18 protein-coding genes are annotated in these 18258 nt (G+C 59.1%); 10 read left to right on the top strand and 8 right to left on the bottom strand.

What is annotated here, in order from left to right; all coding sequences use genetic code 11:
• Nucleotides 1–34: 34 nt before the first annotated feature.
• Nucleotides 35–688: a GntR family transcriptional regulator gene (locus CQ018_RS04800; RefSeq protein ID WP_105548851.1), complete on the top strand. Its 654-nt coding sequence runs from the start codon at nt 35–37 to the stop codon at nt 686–688.
• Nucleotides 689–1053: 365 nt separating this feature from the next.
• Here CQ018_RS04800 and CQ018_RS04805 read toward each other — a convergent pair whose 3' ends face one another.
• Nucleotides 1054–2013 (bottom strand): D-2-hydroxyacid dehydrogenase family protein, encoded by a 960-nt coding sequence (locus tag CQ018_RS04805; protein WP_105548852.1) that lies wholly within the window; start codon nt 2011–2013, stop codon nt 1054–1056.
• A gap of 569 nt (nt 2014–2582) precedes the next feature.
• Between CQ018_RS04805 and CQ018_RS04810 the strand changes: the two genes are divergently transcribed.
• The 4 genes from CQ018_RS04810 (at nt 2583) to CQ018_RS04825 (ending at nt 7517) form a co-directional block, all read left to right on the top strand.
• Entirely contained in the window at nt 2583–3317 is a 735-nt protein-coding gene (locus CQ018_RS04810; RefSeq protein ID WP_105548853.1) for an IclR family transcriptional regulator, read from the top strand.
• Entirely contained in the window at nt 3314–4252 is a 939-nt protein-coding gene (hutG, locus tag CQ018_RS04815) for a formimidoylglutamase (RefSeq protein ID WP_105548854.1), read from the top strand. The genes CQ018_RS04810 and hutG overlap by 4 nt, the downstream gene beginning before the upstream one ends.
• Before the next feature lie 7 nt (nt 4253–4259).
• A complete protein-coding gene (locus CQ018_RS04820; RefSeq protein WP_105548855.1) occupies nt 4260–5537 on the top strand; it encodes a sodium/glutamate symporter in 1278 nt (425 codons plus the stop codon).
• A 336-nt stretch (nt 5538–5873) separates the two neighbouring features.
• Nucleotides 5874–7517 (top strand): chitobiase/beta-hexosaminidase C-terminal domain-containing protein, encoded by a 1644-nt coding sequence (locus CQ018_RS04825; protein ID WP_105548856.1) that lies wholly within the window; start codon nt 5874–5876, stop codon nt 7515–7517.
• Nucleotides 7518–7599: 82 nt separating this feature from the next.
• Here CQ018_RS04825 and pcaC read toward each other — a convergent pair whose 3' ends face one another.
• From pcaC to CQ018_RS04855, 6 genes are all read right to left on the bottom strand, one after another.
• A complete protein-coding gene (gene pcaC / locus CQ018_RS04830) occupies nt 7600–8004 on the bottom strand; it encodes a 4-carboxymuconolactone decarboxylase (RefSeq protein ID WP_105548857.1) in 405 nt (134 codons plus the stop codon).
• A gap of 38 nt (nt 8005–8042) precedes the next feature.
• The gene (locus tag CQ018_RS04835; protein WP_105548858.1) at nt 8043–8837 is read right to left on the bottom strand and encodes an alpha/beta fold hydrolase; all 795 of its coding nucleotides are present in this window, start codon (nt 8835–8837) and stop codon (nt 8043–8045) included.
• Nucleotides 8838–8842: 5 nt separating this feature from the next.
• The gene (locus CQ018_RS04840; protein ID WP_105548859.1) at nt 8843–10261 is read right to left on the bottom strand and encodes a lyase family protein; all 1419 of its coding nucleotides are present in this window, start codon (nt 10259–10261) and stop codon (nt 8843–8845) included.
• A 166-nt stretch (nt 10262–10427) separates the two neighbouring features.
• A complete protein-coding gene (pcaG, locus tag CQ018_RS04845; protein WP_105548860.1) occupies nt 10428–11021 on the bottom strand; it encodes a protocatechuate 3,4-dioxygenase subunit alpha in 594 nt (197 codons plus the stop codon).
• Nucleotides 11021–11839: a protocatechuate 3,4-dioxygenase subunit beta gene (gene pcaH, locus CQ018_RS04850; RefSeq protein ID WP_105548861.1), complete on the bottom strand. Its 819-nt coding sequence runs from the start codon at nt 11837–11839 to the stop codon at nt 11021–11023. The genes pcaG and pcaH overlap by 1 nt, the downstream gene beginning before the upstream one ends.
• Nucleotides 11840–11893: 54 nt before the next feature.
• Complete coding sequence (locus tag CQ018_RS04855; protein ID WP_105548862.1) at nt 11894–13090, bottom strand: 4-hydroxybenzoate 3-monooxygenase; 1197 nt, start codon at nt 13088–13090, stop codon at nt 11894–11896.
• A gap of 450 nt (nt 13091–13540) precedes the next feature.
• Between CQ018_RS04855 and CQ018_RS04860 the strand changes: the two genes are divergently transcribed.
• The gene (locus CQ018_RS04860; protein WP_181149735.1) at nt 13541–14029 is read left to right on the top strand and encodes a DUF3237 domain-containing protein; all 489 of its coding nucleotides are present in this window, start codon (nt 13541–13543) and stop codon (nt 14027–14029) included.
• 57 nt (nt 14030–14086) lie between these two features.
• On the opposite strand, the gene CQ018_RS04865 is transcribed toward CQ018_RS04860, so the two are convergent.
• Complete coding sequence (locus CQ018_RS04865) at nt 14087–14557, bottom strand: MarR family winged helix-turn-helix transcriptional regulator (protein WP_105548864.1); 471 nt, start codon at nt 14555–14557, stop codon at nt 14087–14089.
• A gap of 129 nt (nt 14558–14686) precedes the next feature.
• On the opposite strand from CQ018_RS04865, the gene CQ018_RS04870 reads away from it, so the two are divergent.
• From CQ018_RS04870 to CQ018_RS04885, 4 genes are all read left to right on the top strand, one after another.
• Nucleotides 14687–15619, top strand: coding sequence for an SDR family NAD(P)-dependent oxidoreductase (locus CQ018_RS04870; protein WP_105548865.1), 933 nt, complete (start codon nt 14687–14689; stop codon nt 15617–15619).
• A 38-nt stretch (nt 15620–15657) separates the two neighbouring features.
• Nucleotides 15658–16551 (top strand): amidohydrolase family protein, encoded by an 894-nt coding sequence (locus tag CQ018_RS04875; RefSeq protein WP_105548866.1) that lies wholly within the window; start codon nt 15658–15660, stop codon nt 16549–16551.
• On the top strand, nt 16548–17729 hold the full coding sequence (locus tag CQ018_RS04880) for an acyl-CoA dehydrogenase family protein (protein WP_105548867.1): 1182 nt from the start codon (nt 16548–16550) through the stop codon (nt 17727–17729). The genes CQ018_RS04875 and CQ018_RS04880 overlap by 4 nt, the downstream gene beginning before the upstream one ends.
• A gap of 73 nt (nt 17730–17802) precedes the next feature.
• Nucleotides 17803–18258 (top strand): MaoC family dehydratase, encoded by a 456-nt coding sequence (locus tag CQ018_RS04885; protein WP_105548868.1) that lies wholly within the window; start codon nt 17803–17805, stop codon nt 18256–18258.

Genomic DNA, 18258 nt, shown 5'->3' on the forward strand with positions numbered 1-18258 from the left:
CAGCTCCCAGACTGGGAGCGGAGGGTGGATTGAGATGACGGCAAAAATGGACTCGGAGACGATCCATGCCGAACTGCGCGCCGAAATACTGCACGGCTCCCACCGGCCTGGCACCGCATTCAAGGAAGTCGCCCTGGCCGGGCGATTTGGCGTCTCCCGCACCCCCGTGCGAGAGGCGCTGGGTCGGCTGGCGCAGGAGGGGTTGCTTGAACGCGGTACTCGGGGGCTCCAGGTCCGTGATATCACCCCGGAGCAGCTCATGCAGGTCTACGATCTGCGGGTGCTGTTGGAAGGACAGGCGGCGCTGGAAGCGGCATCCGCCCGGACTGAAATGGACCTGATCCGGCTCGAGGGCTTGGTCGAACGAGACCGGAGCTTGACGGATCCGGATGATCAGACACGCCTGCGCACCAACATCGATTTTCATTCCGCCCTCTGGACTGCGGCACACAACCCGATCCTGAAGGACCTGCTCGACCGTTTGGCAACCCACCAGATCCATGCCCCATCCTCGACGCTGTCGATCGGTTCCAGATGGGCGGACTCATTGGATGAACATGCCGAAATAGTGCGGGCCATTCGAATCCGGGACGGTGCTGCCGCGCAGGAAACTATGCGGCGGCACATGAGCGAGGCGCGCAGGATCAGGTTGTCGCTTTTTGGGCAGATCGGTCTGCCCAACAACTGAGTGATGTGGTTGCCTCGACCGGACACAGGCGCGTCCTTGCCGGGGCATTCGGCGACTCGGTGGTGCGCCACCAGCCGCCGCAAGGCACCGCCGGATCACCCAATCCACGGATGCCCGCGGCTAGGCCGTTTGGGTGGCAAACGGTTCGGCAACTCTTCGTGGATAGCAAGCTGTAGCCCACCACCTGTGCGCCATGGTGCGGTTCGATGGAACTAACCCGGTCATAAACACTGATTCCGGAAGTCATTGAGCCTTCTTCCCGACACTCCCGGTTACACAAAAGCAATTTAAGTCGACACGTCCACCATGCCTGCGTCGTTGAGTATCTTCCCGGCACGCGGCCTATGGCGGCGGACGCGGCCGGTTCAGTTCAGCACATTGATCGGGGCACCGGCCGCCCACGCCGCAATATCGGCCACCGCGCCGGTGTAGAAGATCTTGAACTGGTCCTCGGTGACATACCCAAGGTGCGGGGTAGCGATGATCCCGGGTGTGCTCAGCAACCGATGATCGGCCGGAAGCGGTTCAACATCGAACACATCAAGGGCGGCAAGTTTTGGTGCGCCCGTGGAGAGCGCCGCAATGAGCGCATCCTCATCGATGATGGGACTGCGCGAGGTGTTGACCAGCACCGCGGAGGGTTTCATGAGGGCTAGGTCTTCGGCGCCAACCACGCCCGTGGTGCGTTCCGAGAGTTTTAGATGGATGCTCAGCACGTCGCTGGTTGCAAAGAGATCTTGCTTGTTGACGCGTTGTACGCCAACCTCTGTGGCGCGTTCGTCGGTGAGGTTCTGGCTATAGGCAATCACCCGCATGCCAAAGGCTTGGCCGATTCTTGCCACCTTGGAGCCCAGCTTGCCCAGCCCGAAGATGCCCAAGGCCTTGCCGGAAAGCTCACATCCCATGGCCTGTTGCCAAGCCTGGTTTGCCGTGCGTGGGCGGGCTACGGAGAACAGTTCAACATCAAGTCTGCGCGCGGCCGCCAGGATGAGCGCCCAAGTATGCTCAACGGCGGCCGGCGCGCTTCCCGCGGTGCCGCAAACGGTAATGCCCAGCTCCCGGGCAGCATCCAGGTCGATGGCCGCATTGCGCATACCGGTAGTAACAAGGAGTTTGAGCTGGGGGAGCTTGGCAAGCCGGGCCTTGGTGAAGGGGGTGCGTTCGCGCATGGCGACGATGATCTCAAAATCTTGTAGTGCATCGGTGACGGTTGCATCGTCGTGCCCCAAAAACTCTGTGAAAAAGGTAGGGGTGTAGGGAAGCGTGTCCCAGGTGGCAAGATTTTGGGCTGTGTCGAGGTAATCATCGAGGATGGCAATGCGCATGATCTCATCCTAGGAGCGCCATGAGAAGTTTGCCGTGTGCTTGACAAATTGGTGGCAGACTGACGTTCTTGGTTGAGCTAGGGGCGGGAGCCCCGGAGATGGATCGAAAACCTCAATTGTTACGACGACTTTCTCCATCAAACAATGAATTATTGTTGAACAATCTTTAGGCAATCGGGTCTTCGCTGAAATATCGCGCGAAAGAGTGCGTCTTTGAGCATGAATAGAACGCCGAATGATCTATAGATCTAGATCTCTTTTGTTGACGGTTAAGGCAGTATGGGCGCGCAGGTTCGCCAGAATCGCGCACAAAGTGGTGATACTGCGCACGTTTGCCCTCCGCGAATGAGAGCTGAATCGCTGTACATTGTAGTGCCGATCACCCATTTGACCCCTATGTTTCGCTACTTTACGTGAACGTCGTATGACGGAGTGAGGAAATGTGGGTGAAAAGTGGGTCCGAAATCGTTCCCTACAATTCTCACTGGGCGAGAATCTGCCCAAACAAAACGTGTCACAGACCGTGCGGCGCTGCGTGCTGCAGAAAACACACATGAAAGGGGAGAGAAGTGGGTGCAAACAATGGGACCGATGTACAAAGTTCCAGAGTGCTTCAGGTGCTCGGTGCGCTGGCAAAAACGCCACATGCAAGCGTGAAACAACTTGCCGAATCGACAAAGATTCCACCGAGTACTTTGTATCGTTTGCTGGCTCCCCTAGTGGCCTCCGGGTTTGCGCGGAAGACCTCCAACCGGCACTACTGTGCAGGACCTGTCGCCGTGCAGTTGGCCGAGCGCTACCACGATTCCGAACCCGGAAACGGGGAAATACTCGATGTGCTGAGCACGCTTGCCGAAGCCTCGGGCGAACTTGCCGCCTTCATGGTGGTACGCGGTACCGAGGCCGTCTGCGTTGAAGAGGTCGAATCCAGTCACACGCTGCGTGCCGCCTACTCGGTGGGCGTAGCCGTGCCACTGCTACGCGGAGCTACCGCGATCGCGTTGCTCTCCCGCATGCCGGTGCTGCAGCGCGAAGAGATTTTTGAACATTATGGCGTGGGAAGCGCCCATCGCACGCAGATCGAGGTGGCCTGCGCCGAGGCGAAGGCCGCCGGATTTGCGCTGAGCGCCGGGGAACTTGACCCAGGAATTTGGGGCATCAGCGCACCGGTGCTTGACGGGCAGCAGCACCTAGCCGGCACCATCACGCTGATGGTGCCCATCGAACGAAGCAACAACAGAGAAGAAGAACTCATAAAACTTGTCCGCCGCGCGGCGGACTCACTGAGCGAAGGAATGCGATGAGCTGGAATAAACCTGGCCCGTGGGGTGGCCGTGATGATGGCCCCGGCGCACCAAATGCGCGCTGGCACAACACCATCGAAGCATGGCAGACCGGCGGCGGTGCAGGTAGCACGCTCCTTGGCTTTGCCAGTGACGAGGGGGTGCGCCGCAATAAGGGTCGCACCGGAGCCAGGACCGGACCCGGTGCGCTGCGTGCAGCACTGGCCAACATCGCACTTCAGGAACCCGTGAAACTCAGCGACGCCGGAGATGTGAGCGTTGCGGGCACCGATCTTGAGGCGGGCCAGAAAGAATTCGCCAACGTGCTTGCCGCACTGCTTGTCGACGGGCAGTTCACCGTGGGACTGGGCGGGGGACACGAAATCACCTTCGCTTCTTATTCCGGCATCGCCAAGGCGCTGGGAAGCGCCGGGGACTGGACCCTGGGCTGTGTAAACATCGATGCCCACTTTGATTTGCGCGTCGCCGATCAGGCCAGCTCCGGCACCGGTTTTGCGCAGATTGCAGCAGCCGAGGCCGCGGCCGGGCGCAGCTTCCGCTACGCGGCCGTGGGCATTGCCGAGGCCTCGAACACCAAGGTGCTCTTTGATCGCGCGGCCGAGCTAGGGGTTCAGGTATTGCTGGATACCGAATGCCACCTGGGCAACCTCGATGGTGTACAGAAATTCGTTGCAGACTTCGCCGAATCCGTCGACCACCTGTATTTGACCATCGATCTTGATGCGCTTCCAGCATCCGTGGCACCGGGCGTCAGCGCGCCGGCCGGCTTTGGCATCGGACTTGAGGTGGTGCGAGCCATCGTGGTGGCCGCGGCACGCAGTGGCAAGCTCATGCACGCGGACATTGCAGAACTAAATCCCGACTTTGACCTTGACCAGCGCACGGCCCGCACCGGCGCCCGGCTGATCAACGATCTCATTATGAACAAAGGCTAATAACTAGATGGATATTCAACTTGATCTAGTGCAGAGTTCTGCGCTGGCAATGCTCCTGCTGGCCGGTGGCGAGTACGCCCGACGCCGGATTGGCTTCCTGCATCGCTTCTGTATCCCGGCCCCGGTAGTTGGCGGCTTCATGTTTGCCTTGCTGGTACTGTTGCTACGCCAAACCAATGTGGCGCAGATTCAGCTTGATACAACATTGCAGACCCCCGCCATGGTCGCGTTCTTTACAACCATCGGCCTGGCCGGTTCGTTGGCGATGATCAAAAAGGGCGGCAAGCTGCTGCTCATGTACTTGATCGCTTGCTGGTCCCTTGCCATCATGCAGAACGTTATCGGCATGGGCATGGCCAAGGTTGTTGGTGTTGACCCGATGCTTGGCATCATGGCCGGTGCCGTGGCCCTTGAAGGTGGACACGGAAACGCCGCAGCCTTTGGACCCACCGCGGAAGCCATGGGCTTTGAGGGTGCAACAACGGTTGCCATCGCGGCCGCCACCTTCGGCCTGGTCGCCGGATCCATGCTTGGTGGCATGAGCGCCAACTACCTGGTGGCACGCCACAATATCGAGATCCCCCACAAGGCCGGCGTGATGGGCAAGATCGCCACCGCCGGTGCCGTCATCAAGGAAATGGCCGTAGGGGATAGCCCCAAGGGTTCGGTTGCCACGGTAACCCGCAGCGAGGAAGATACCACGGAGAATCCTTCAGCTAACTACGGCTCCCTGCTGACCGTTGTGGTGCTCCTGGCAACGCTCATGGTGCTTGGCACGGTGCTTGGTGATTGGCTTTCGGAGCTGACCGGTCTGACGCTTCCGGCCTACGTTGGGGCGATGATCGTTGCGGTGATTTTCCGTAACGTGAACGACAAGTTCGGTTGGTTCAAGATCAACGACGCTGCCGTTGACCTGATCTCCAAGTTTGCTCTTGGCTTCTTCCTGACCCTTGCGATGATGAGCCTGAAGATGTGGGAGCTTGCCACGCTGGCCGGCCCGTTGGTGATCATCCTGGTGGTCCAGCTGGCCTTCATCTTGATCTTCGCGGTAGTTGTTGTCTTCCGCATGCTGGGCAAAAACTACGATGCGGCAACCATGGTTGCAGGATTTATCGGCCACGGCATGGGTGCTGCACCCAACGCGCTGGCCAATATGGATGCGTTCAACGCCAAGTTTGGTGTCCGCTCCGAACGTGCCTTCCTGATTGTGCCGCTGGCCGGTGCAGTGCTGGTTGATCTGGTGGCGCTGCCCTGGATCGTTTGGTGTATGAACTTGGTGGGCTAACCCATCTACATCAATCCGATGTAAAGGCTCCAGTGCCGTTGAGATACTCAATGACACTGGAGCCTTTTGCTGTCTGTTTCAAGGACCGTGAACATGTGTAAACAAGGGCGCACCCCATGGGCGTGGAGCGTCTAGCTAGATTTAATCTATCGGTCCCCTGTCGGGGGTCTAGGAGACAGCATCTTGTCTGAACAACGTTTCATTGAAGAAACGTCGTTTGTTCGAATGGGGTTTGGGAACCGTACACCCATCCAAACGATGCTGGAGAGCGACAAATCACCGTTACCGTCCCGGAAGTTACTTTCTGGGCGCTGCACCTGGAGTCGTACCCACCTCATGAGAACTTCTCGTCTAAGTTACCGGGCCCTAGCCGTTGCCACCTGCTCAATGATTGCCGCAGGTACGCTAGCCGCTCCGGCCTTGGCCTCAAGCCAGCCGCCAACAGCCAACAAGGTTCAAGAAACCCCCGCAGCACCAACCTTCAGTGTTCCTGGCGGTAGTTATGACGGGCCTATTCGGGTCAAATTGCGGGCCGCACAGGGAGAGACCGTCCGCTACACCACCGATGGCACCATTCCCAGCAAATCGAGCAAGGCCTCCGGAAACAGCTCGATCCTGATCTCTGCGGACACCAACCTTACGGCCATTGCTTTTAAGGGTAACCAACCCGGGGTACCACGTTCGGTGGGTTACTTCATCGACTCCAAGGAGCAACCGAAGGCCTCGTTCATGATCATGTCCGATGTGCACATCGGCAACTATGACTCGGACAAACTCAACTGGGCCGGTTACTTCGACACCATCGGTGAGGTGCTCGGCGCACCGGATGCGATTTTATCCAATGGTGACATGATCAATGACAATTGGAATGGAAAGGGCAAGGACCACCAGATCACCTCCCGGATATTCCAAGAGAATATGAAACGCAAGGGTATGGATGACACCGAGGTGTTTCTTTCCTACGGCAACCATGACGCAACCCTTGCAGAGTTGCGTGAGGGGTACCCTCAGGGATGGTTCCCGGATACCGGTGGCGGCTACTACCGCGCGGAAGTTCAGGGAGTTCCAACCATCACCGTGAACACCGAGAACTACTCGAGCGCGCAGAGCACGTGGCTCACCGAACAGCTCACCGAGATCGGAGCCAATGCCACATACGATGATCTGCCGGTCATTGTTCAGGGGCACCGCCCAATCTCCGGAACCGTCATGGACGGGCAGCAGTCAAGCAATGCAAAGTTGGGGCAGGATCTTGCAAAGTTCCCGCGCGCCATTTATTTTTCGGGGCATTCGCACCTGAACCTGAATGATCCACGTTCCATCCACCAGAAGAACTTTACCGCGGTCAATGAGGGGTCTTCGTCTTACATTGAGATCGACCACGGATACCAAATGCTCGATGCTGCCGGTGAACTTGCCAACCGATTCGAAACTCCGACTGCACAAGGTGTTGCGGTTGAAGTCTACGAAGGGCGCACGGTGATCAAACGAGTGAACTTGAACGCCGATTGGCACGACATCTATACCAACGGCACATGGTCGGCAAACTTCAAACCACCGTTCTTCAGCAGCGGCACTTTAGCCGGATCTAGCTGGAACGTTTCGACCGCGGGCAATGACGATCAGGTTCGTGAAGCATTTGTCCATACAGATGCCAACCGCAACAAGACCGCTCCATTCTGGGAAGTGAAGAATCCGGTTCAGGGCGTGGACCTGTCAGACGGACGGTTGGGGCTGAAGATCGCGCAGGCCAAGGACGATGAAATGGTCCATCACTACCGTGTTGTCGTTGCCGAAAAGGACACCGACGAGGTGGTGCTGAGTACCAAACTGGCCAACCGGTTTGATGTGGTCCCGGCGCCGACCTCGGTCCAGGTCCCGGTTCCGGTGCCGCGAGACGGCAAAACCTACCTGGTGCAGGTCACCGCCGTGGATGCGCAGGGCAACACCTCAAAGACCTTCGCCACCGATATCCGCTAGGCAACTCCACCACTATAAAAACTGTGGCTTTCTTGCGCTCCGCTCAGGTGCGCAAGAAAGCCACAGTTTTTTACGTTGAGAACTATTTGGCTTCGGCCTCGTACTGTGCCAAGACGTCCTTGCCGATCTTGAACGCGGTGTTGGCAGCCGGGACCGAGCAGTAGATGGCCGACTGCAGGAAGACCTCCTTGATTTCATCGGCGGTCATGCCGTTGCGCAGTGCGGCGTGCACATGCATTTCCAGCTCTTCCCAGTAGCCGCCAGCGATCAGCGCGGTCAGCGTAATGGCGCTGCGTGTGGTGCGCGGCAGCCCGTCGCGGGTCCAGATGGTGCCCCAGGCGTAGCGGGTGATCATTTCCTGGAACTCGTCGGTGAAATTGGTGGAGTTCACGGTGGCACGTTTTACGTGCTCGGTGCCCAAGACTTCCTTGCGGACGCTGAGCCCGGCGTCGTAGGTGTCTCCGGGCAGGCGGGTTGACTCGCTCATGATGGTGCTCCTGAAAATTGGTGGTGCTGTAGAACTGATTAGGCGTTGAAGAATTCGATAAGCAGCGCCGCTGTGGCGGCCGGGTCTTCGGCCGGGGCCAAATGCGCAACGGTGTCGATGGTTGCCGCGCGTGCGTTCGGTGCGTGATCGGCGATGAACTGGGCATCGGTTGGTGGACAGACAACGTCGTGGGCGCCGGCGATGGCAAAAATTGGATCCTTGAGGTGTGGCAATGCCTCGCGCAGGTCGAAGCCGCCCAGCGCGCCACAGGCGTGCGCATAGGAGAACCTGTCGGCGTCCTGCAGATTGTGCAAAAGATCGGTGGAGGGAACCGGGTTGGCCTCGATGAATCCGGGTGCGAACCAGCGTTCTGCGGAACCGGTGAGAACCACCGGTGTTCCGGCCTTGGCTACCAGCTCGGCGCGCTCGGCCCAACCCTCGGGGGTGCCGATCTTCGCCGCGGAGCAGATCACCGATAGGCCCGCGAAGGCACCGGGGAAGTCATTGGCAAGCTGTAGTGCGATGGCGCCACCAATGGAGACACCCGCATAGTAGAGGGCATTCTGTGCGGTGATCACGCCGTCAATGCCCAGCGCGTCGATCATCTTCATGACAGCTGCGGCGAGCTCACTCATGGAGAATTCTTCGGTGCTGGGTGCCGATTCGCCGTGGCCGGGCAAATCCCAAGCCACCAGCTGGAAATGATCCTTCAAAAATGGAACAGCAGGTCCCCACAGGGCAAGTGAACCGGTGCCAAGTGAGGGGCCCAAAATCAGCGTTGGCAGGTTATCTGCACGGTAAAAAAGTGATGGGGTGAGGGTAGGGATGCTCATGGTGCTTAGGATTCCTTCCAGGCCGAGAAATCGGCACAAATACGGGTGATGAGATTGCGTGTGGTGCCAAGATATTCACTTGGATCAAGTAGCGAAGCAAGTTGGGCATCGGAAAAGTCGCTGGCCGGGATGGCCGCGCGCAGTAGTGGGCGCAGTTCTTCTCCGGTGCTCAGCGATGAACGAATGATGGCTTGGACTTCCGTTTTGCCTCCCGATAGCAGGGGAGCCAGGACCGAGGAGATCTTTTCCGAAACCAGCAGATCTCCGGAGAGGGCCATATTCTTGGCGAGTGCTTGAGGATGAACGACAAGCCCGGTGGCAAGTGTTGCGCCGTGGGAAGCGGCACCGCCGGCAAGACGCATGAGCTCACGTAGTGCTGCCCACTCAACGTGCCAGCCTCCATCGGGCCGTTCATCAACTGCGGTGCCGGCAGCAATAAAGATCGAAGACAGGTGTGCGGGGGCAGCGAGCGCAGCATTGCGCAGCAGCACCGAGTGCACCGGATTTTGTTTTTGCGGCATGGCAGAGGATCCGCCCTTGCCCTCCTCGCGGGGTTCGGAAACCTCTCCGATTTCCGGACGGGAGGCGGTGAGCACGTCGGAGCCCATGACACCGAGTGTCGCGATGACCGAGGCGAGCGTGGCACTGAGTTCCATGACCGGGGTGCGGTTTGTGTGCCACGGGGCCACCGGGTTGCTCAGCACCAATTCGGTGGCGAGCGCCGCGGAGAGCCGGTTGATGGTTTCATCGAGTTCGATCCCGGGCGCCTCTGGCATGGTTTCGCGTAGCTTTTGCTTCAGCGAGGCCAAGGTTCCTACCGCCCCACCCCACTGCAAGGGAAGGGCTAGCGACTCAAGTCGACGCGCGGCATCGGTGAGTCCGGCAAGCCAGTTTGCGGTGCGCAGCCCAAAGGTTGTGGGTAGTGCGTGTTGGGTGAGTGAACGTGCGACGGCCGGGGTGTTGGCATGGGCGCTGGCAAGTGCTGCAAGTGCGGTTCCGGCCAGACGCAGATCGGTCAGGATTGTTGTACGGGTGCGGGATGCCATGAGCTGCAAAGCGGTATCGATAATGTCCTGGCTGGTCGCCCCGCGGTGCAACACCACCGAGGCCGATGCCGGGGCACCGGATGACACAAGTTGCGCGCGCATCATGCCTACTAGGGGGATGAGTGCATTGGCGCCATCCGGCCCACGGGATGCCAGCAGGGAAAGGTCGTAGAGCTCAACGCGGGCGATAGCGGTAATTGCTTCGGCATCCCGCGCACTGGCCAGCCCAGCATCGGCCTGAACGCGCGCCCAGGCTGCCTCGACATCGAGCATTGCCTGGGCGAAGGCGGCATCGGAGGCGGTGACGGCCGCGGGAGTTGCAGCCCATGCGGGGTTCAGGAGACCAAAATCTTGTAAGGATAAATCTGGCTGGGACATTGTGTGCTGTGCCCTTTGCTAGTGATGTGTAAGAAAAGTGGGTCAGAAGCATTAACTGCCAAACCCCCTTCCGGCGCACTACCCACGCTACCTCTCCCGCGGCTGTCGCCGGAGGAAAAGCAGTGCGTAGGGTAGGTAGCTGTCAGAAGGGGGAAAGCTCAGTTGCTTAGGATTCGCGGGGGTAGGAAAGGAAAACTGTCTCGTCCTGCCCCTGCAAACTGATATTGAAGAGCAGCGAACCGTCTTCTTCACGGGTGGCAATCAACGTGGAGCGACGATCCTCATCCAGCGAAGCCAAGAGTGGGTCGTTGGCAAGTGCTTCGGTGTCCTCCGGCAGATAAATGCGGGTGAATAGGCGGTTGAGCAGGCCACGGGCAAAGACCGTCAGCATGATGAACGGTGCCTTGTCGGCCTCGGTCGCGCCGGGGTTTACCGTGGTGAAGGTGTAGTGCCCAACATTGTCCACCGGCACGCGGCCAAAACCGGTGAAGGTGTAGCCATCGCGGACCAGCGAACCATCACGCGAAACAACGTTTCCGTGCTCATCCGCCTGCCAAATTTCTAGCAGTGCGTCAGGGATGGGTGCACCGTTACCATCGGTGATCACTCCGTGCAGGCGCACCGCGGACAGGTGAGCTTGGTTGACAAGTTCGCCGCCCTTTTCGAAGGGAAGCGCGTAACCGTAGAACGGACCGATGGTCTGCCCCGGGGTGGGGGTGAGCTTCAGGGCCGGTGCTGTGGTGTTTGATGACGTGGTCATTAGTTCTCTCCCTCTTCGTCTTCCATCCAGGTCTGGTTGGACCCGGTGAGTACGATGTCCCAGTTGTATCCGGTGGCCCATTCGTGGGATGTGATCGAATGGTCGTAAGTAGCAACTAGGCGGTCGCGGGCGTCGGCATCCGTGATGGCCTGGTAGATCGGGTCAAGACTGAACAGCGGGTCGCCCGGGAAGTACATCTGGGTGATCATGCGCTGGGTAAAGTCGGTGCCGAAGAGCGAGAAGTGGATGTGTGCCGGGCGCCAAGCATTGTGGTGGTTCTTCCACGGGTAGGGGGCCGGCTTGATGGTGGTGAACTTGTATTCGCCATTCGGGCCGGTGATGGCACGTCCCACGCCAGTAAAGTTCGGGTCGATGGGGGCCGGGTGCTGGTCACGTTTGTGGATGTAGCGTCCGGCAGCATTTGCCTGCCAGACCTCGATCAGCTGACCTGCCACCGGACGGCCATCGCCATCAAGGACACGTCCGGCAACCACAATGCGCTCGCCGATGGGCTCGCCATTGTGCTGGATGGTCAGATCCGATTCCAGGGCGTGCACATCGCGCTCGCCGAAGGCAGGAGCGTAAAGCTCGATGGTCTCCGGGTCGGTGTGGTGCAGATCCTTGGTCGGGTGACGCAAGAGAGAAGAACGGTAGGGCGCGAAATTGATGCGCGGCTGGGTTTCAACAGCCGCACCATCGAGTACCGTCTGCCGGTAGGCGGCGTGCAGATCGGTAATCTCGGCGTTGATGGTCTCCTGCGAGTCGGCGGTGGCCGCCGGGTCTAGGGCAGCGGCTTGTATGGCATTTTCGGTGCTCATGGCCGGCTCCTTTCGATGAGGTGAATGATGCGTGGAAGAAAGATGTGCGCGGGCTTAGCCGTGTGGCCAACCGGTGTAGGACTCGGCCAGGTACTGCTGTCCGTAGCGCGAGGAGGTGACGGTATCGAGCTCGCCCAGTGCGCGATTGGCCATGAACGGATCGGCGTTGACCGGTGTGTGCAGCATTGAGGTCATCCAGTAGGAGAAGTTCTGTGCCTTCCACACGCGCTTGAGAGCCTTATCCGAGTAGCCGTGCAGCAGCGTGTCATTCTTGCTGGTGTAGAACGAGTCGAGAGCCTCGAAGAGCACCTTGACGTCTGCAAATGCGAGGTTCAGGCCCTTGGCACCGGTCGGCGGCACCGTGTGCCCGGCGTCGCCGATCAAAAACAGTCGGCCGTGCGAGAGTGGTTCGCGAACAAATGAGCGGAACTTCAGCACTGTCTTATCGAAGATCGGACCGGTCTTGAGCTGGAAATTATCCGGGCCATCGACGCGACGCTGCAGCTCGGACCAAATGCGGTCCTCACTCCAGTTATCGGTGTTTTCGTTCGGGTCGCACTGGAAGTACATGCGCTGGACGCTCTCGCTGCGCTGGGAGATCAGTGCAAAGCCGTGTGGAGAGTTGGCGTAGATCAGTTCCTTTGAAGACTTGGGTGCTTCGGTGAGGATGCCGAACCAAGCGAAGGGGTATTCAACCTTGAAATCCTTGCGGTTGGTTTCCGGGATCTGCCGGCGGCAGAAGGAACGTGAACCATCGGCGCCAACCAAGATGTCGCAGTGAACCTCAAATTCGGTGCCCGATTCATCGGTGAAGACGAACTTGGGGGTCTCGGTTTCCAGATCCATCAGCTGCGTGACGGTTGAGGAGAAGCGCACATCTCCGCCATCGCGTTCCCGCGCGGCAGCGAGGTCAACGAAGATTTCGTTCTGCGCGTAGAGGGTGACTGTTGCATCTACGAGCTCGGTGAAATCCAGTGGGTGGGATTCGCCGTTGAAGCGCAGGTCAATGCCTTCGTGCTCGTCACCCACGGTGAGTACGCGGCCATCAACACCGGAGTCGACGAGTAGCTTGACCGCTTGGGCTTCGAGGATACCGGCGCGGTGGGTATTGCGGATGGTTTCGTGGTCGCGGGATTCGACGACGAGGTTTTCGATCCCCTGCTTGGAAAGCAGGTGCGAGAGCATGAGCCCGGCCGGCCCGCCGCCGACGATGCCGACCTGAGTCTTGATGATTGTGCGAGCTGTAGCCATGCTGGGATCGCGTTCCTTTGTGCTGTGTGGAGATCTGGCTTCCGGTATCCCCTGCACGACTTTGTGCGTTAAGTGGGCGTGCGGATCTTAACCTCGGGTGGTGAAGTATCTGTTCCTAAGTGTGGAGAGCTTGGGTTCACAAAGACAGTGTCATTCTCATTGAATGAGAAATGATTCCACTCTCTGGGTGTGAGGGTAGGCGCAGGCCAAGGGGCAGTGACGTCACCGATTCGCAAGAAAGCGTGCGGCCGCGAAAATCGGGGCCTCATTGCCACGAGCAATGCCTCGACTTGGCTTGTATGGATGCCGAATTCATTTCGTTCATGAGGTTCGCGCAGCTGGCTGTGGGGTTCGGCGCCGGGCGGGTCTGGGGGCGATGGTGAACTGGCGCCTTGGTGGCAGCGAGCCAGCGAGCGTCAACGCTGTTGACTAATGTGGGGAGCAGCGGCCATGATGCTAACCATGACCCAGATGACACCTCTTGAGCAGCTCCGCTCGCCGACCGCACCAGTATTGGAATTCCGATTCCGCATCGATGCGTATGTGGACCCGGAAATCCCCATTGATGATCGGGCCACCGGGGAGTTGGAATTTATTCCCATTACCGGCGGCACCGTGGAAGGTGTCTTGAACGGCGTCGTGACACCGGGAGGCGACTGGTGCCTGAGTAAAGATCCGACGACCTACCGCGTGGAGGCCAGATACGGCCTGCGCCTCGAGGGCGGTGGCTACGTTGATGTCCACAATATCGGAATGCTCGACGAATCGCGGTTCGCCGCCAGAGCCGGGGAGGGTGCGCCATATTTCATGACCAATCCGGTGTTCCGTAGCGTCGAGCCCGGCCTTGAGTGGTTGAACCGATCGGTGTTTGTGGGGCAGGCAGAAGTGCTCGAGGGCCTTACGCGTATCGATGTTTTCGAGGTCGTCTTCCCTCGGTAGGGTGGACGGCCTTCGGCCCGTGCGGTTACCGGGACCCGGCGGAGCTCAAGCGTGCGTCTATTCAGCGCAGAACGCGACGCGGGAGAGCAAGTCGCGCAGTGTTTCCTGCTCGGATTCGCTGAGCTTTGACATGGTGACGGTTTCACCTTCTGCCGTGGCGGCGCGAGCCTTCTTGTAGAGCCGGGCCCCGGCGGCTGTTCCGGTAATGACCTTGGATCGGCGGTCGGCGGGGTCCGCCGTGCGCTCAACCAGGCCGGCTTGTTCGAGTCCGTCAACCAGCGGAACGATCTGGCTGGGGTCCAGTGAGAGAAATTCCGCGAGCTCACGTTGCGTGGGTGCAAGCCCGCTGCAGGCAAGTGAAAGCACCGAGTAGGAGCGCACCTTGAGTCCGAGTGGAGTTAGCAATTTGTTGGCCCGCGCCGAACCGAGCGCGCGGGTGCGGGCGGTCAAGAACTCAATATCTGTAGCTAGGTCGCTATTCAAGAAGCGGTCGGTGGCGTTGGCTGTTACTGCCTGTTTGGTTGCCATGGCGGCACTCCTCGGGTGTCGATAAGAAACTTAATGATTGACATTTTCAAGTATTTACGTTGTCATGTATCCATACAAGGTTCCCACGCGATAAGCGGTGGGGCAACAAAAAGCTTAGAAGGAGTCAGCATGTCATTGGCTGGAAAAGTAGCAATCGTCACCGGCAGTGGCCGCGGCCTCGGACTGAGCTACGCACAGGAACTCGCTCGCCAGGGCGCAGCAGTAGTTATCAACGATGTTGATGCAGATATTGCCAACGCAGCGGTAGCCTCGATCACCGAAGCCGGCGGCAAGGCAATTGCACTTGTTGCTCCGGTCGGCTCCACCGAAACCGCCAAGGCGCTGGTCGCCGCGGCAGTCGAAAACTTCGGCGGCCTGGATATCCTTGTCACCAACGCCGGCGTACTGCGCGATAAATCGATCCTGAAGATGACCGACGAAGACTTTGACCTGGTCATCAACGTGCACCTGCGTGGCACCTTCACCTGCGTCCGCGAAACCTACGCCTACTTCAAGGAAAACAACGTCGCGGGCCGCATCATCACCATCGGTTCGCCAACCGGCCAGCGCGGCACCTTCGGCCAGACCAACTACGCTGCCGCCAAGGCCGGCATCGTGGGCATGGTGCGCACCTGGGCACAGGAAATGAAGCGCGCAGGCGTCACCGTGAACACCGTGGTTCCGGTGGCTGCAACCGCCATGACCAAGACCGTCCCATACTTCGCCAAGGCAGTCGAAGCCGATGAAGCCGGCGAAGCAATGCCAGAGTTCTTCCGCAAGACCCTGGGCTTCGGCACCGCGGATGACGTTGCAGGCCTCATCGTCTTCCTCGCCTCCGACGCCGCAGGCAACATCAACGGCCAGGTCATCGGCGCAGGTGGAGACCGCTTGCAGCTCTGGAGCCACCCGGAAGCAGTAGCCACCGAATTCCACGATGGCGGCTGGGACTACGCAACTCTGAACGAGAACTTCCAGAACCTCTTTGGCGAGAAGTTCCAGTCGGTCGGCGAGCGTTTCCCAGAGTTGCCCGCAGAACTGCAGCCAGCACCGGCCGCCAAGTAACACCCGCAGCAGCAAAACATAGAGAGCAGCGCACCTAAATGAGCGTTCGTTATGAATCAGCGATCAATCTAGATGCCATCGCGGCTATCGACATGCACGTGCACCTTGAGGTCGACGAGTGTGGACACAAGGCAATGCCTGAGGACCTCTTCGAGGCCTCGGCAGCGTACTTCAAGTCCACCGATCGCACCCCGTCGGTGGATAAGATTGCGCAGGTTTACCGCGAGGCGAACATGGCTGCGGTGCTCTTTACCGTTGACGCCCGCACCGCACTAGGTCACGAGCCAAACTCGATTGATGACCTAGTGGCGGGCGCGGCGCGCAACAACGATGTACTGATTCCCTTTGGCTCGGTTGATCCGCGCACCGGGGAAGATGCAATCACCGAAGCCCGCCGTCAGGCCAATGACCTTGGCGTCAAGGGCTTCAAATTCCACCCCTCACTGCAGGGATTCGACCCCTCCGACGAGCAGTACTACCCGCTGTGGAGTGCGCTTGAAGAACTCGGGTTGCCCTGTGTTTTCCATACCGGTCAGAACGGAATGGGTGCCGGGCTTCCCGGTGGCCGCGGCATCAAGCTGCGCTACTCAAACCCGCTACTGCTCGATGACGTTGCGGCAGACTTCCCGCGCCTGACAATCATCATGGCTCACCCCTCGGTGCCGTGGCAGGACGAGGCGAACTCGATCGCCACGCACAAGGCAAACGTTTTCATTGATCTTTCGGGCTGGAGCCCTAAGTACTTCCCGGCTTCTTTGGTCAAGATGAGCAATAACGTGCTGTCCACCAAGGTTCTCTTTGGCACAGATTTCCCGCTGATCACCCCGGAAAAGTGGCTTGGCGCGTTTGCCGAGTTGCCCTTGAAGGATGAGGTGCGTCCGCTGATCCTCAAGCACAACGCCGTGCGCGTCCTCGGGCTGGAACAGGCATGAGCGCGTTCTACCCCAGCGATCAATATGGGTTCGCCAGCCTCCTGAGCGATGCCGAGCGTGCAGCCTTGCTGCGTCTGCGCGGTGTGCTTGATGAGCATGTTCGTCCGGTAGTTAATGAGTACTGGGAACGTGGAGAATTTCCTACCCAGGTCATCGCACCATTGATCGCAGAAGATCTGATGAACCCGGCAGAGGTTCTTGCCGCCGGCGAAAAGGTCCGCGGTCTCTACGCGGGCTTCCGCAACTTTGAACTCGCCCGCGTCGATGCCTCGATCGTCACGTTTTACAACGCACAATCGGGCCTCTTCCGCACCACCGTCAACCTCGGTGGCAGCGATGCACAGGTAGCCGAGCTTGACCCACAAATCACCGCATACACCTATAAGGGTGTCTTCGCGCTGACCGAACCCGAGCACGGATCGGATATTGCCGGGGGACTTGAAACCTCGGCAACCTTCGATGCGTCAAACAACACGTGGGGTATCAATGGAGCCAAGCGCTGGATTGGCGGAGCCGCGCAATCCGATGTGCTGGCGGTCTTTGCTCGCGATACGACCGATAAGCAGGTCAAATGCTTCTTGGTGCCCACCGATTCGGTAGGCGTGAGCCTCACCAAGATTGAACGCAAGACCTCCCTGCGCATTATGCAGAACGCAGACATAGCGCTGGAGAACGTCGTGGTGCCGGATTCGGCACGCCTGGCAAACATTAACTCGTTTGCCGACGTTGCTGCATGCCTACGCAATATGCGCTCGGATGTTGCCTGGATTGCCACCGGTGCCGCGGCGGGAGCCTATGAGGCGGCGCTGAAATATGTCACCGAACGCAAGCAATTTGGCAAACCGTTGGCATCCTTCCAGCTGATTCAAGCCAAGCTGGCAACAATGCTTTCGAACGTCACCGCTTCCCTAGCCATGGTCACCGCACTATCACAGGCGCAGGATGCGGGGATCTATAAGGATGAAAACTCGGCAATGGCCAAGATGTTCACGGCCCGGATGCTGCGGGAAACCGCGGCGCTGGCACGTGAAATCTGTGGCGGCAACGGCATCGTGCTCGACTACGACGTTGCGCGTTTCCACGCCGATGCCGAAGCCATTTATTCCTATGAGGGAACCGATGAGATCAACGCCTTGATCATTGGGCGTTCGATCACCGGTATTGGTGCCTTCCGCTAGGAATGCGCCAAACCCTTGATTGCATCTTTCAACAACTATTTTTCAACCCTTACTACCCCAAGGAGAACCCAACATGGGCCAGACAGTTCTTTCCTACGAACAGCTCGCAGACGCAGCCGGCACCGACCTCGGTTACAGCGAATACCGCGTTGTTACCCAGGAGCAGGTCAACACCTTTGCCGACGCAACCGATGATCACCAGTGGATCCACACCGACCCGGAGAAAGCCAAAGATGGTCCGTTCGGCGGCCCGATCGCTCACGGTTACCTCTCACTGAGCCTGCAGATCGCCTTCTGGTCCGAGCTCTTCGATGTCACCGGCGTTTCAACGCGTGTGAACTACGGCCTTGAAAAGGTTCGCTTCCCAGCGCCAGTTCCGGTGGGCGCCAAGATCCGCATGAAGGCAGTCATCGCCGAGGTTGAAGAAGTTAAGGGCGGCTACCAGATCTTCGTTGACCAGGTCATCGAGGTTGAAGGTGCAGCCAAGCCGTCGGTTGTTTCTCGCGGCATTTACCGCTTCTACGCCTAA

It is taken from the genome of Arthrobacter sp. MYb227, from assembly GCF_002975435.1.
Classification (GTDB): Bacteria; Actinomycetota; Actinomycetes; order Actinomycetales; family Micrococcaceae; genus Paeniglutamicibacter.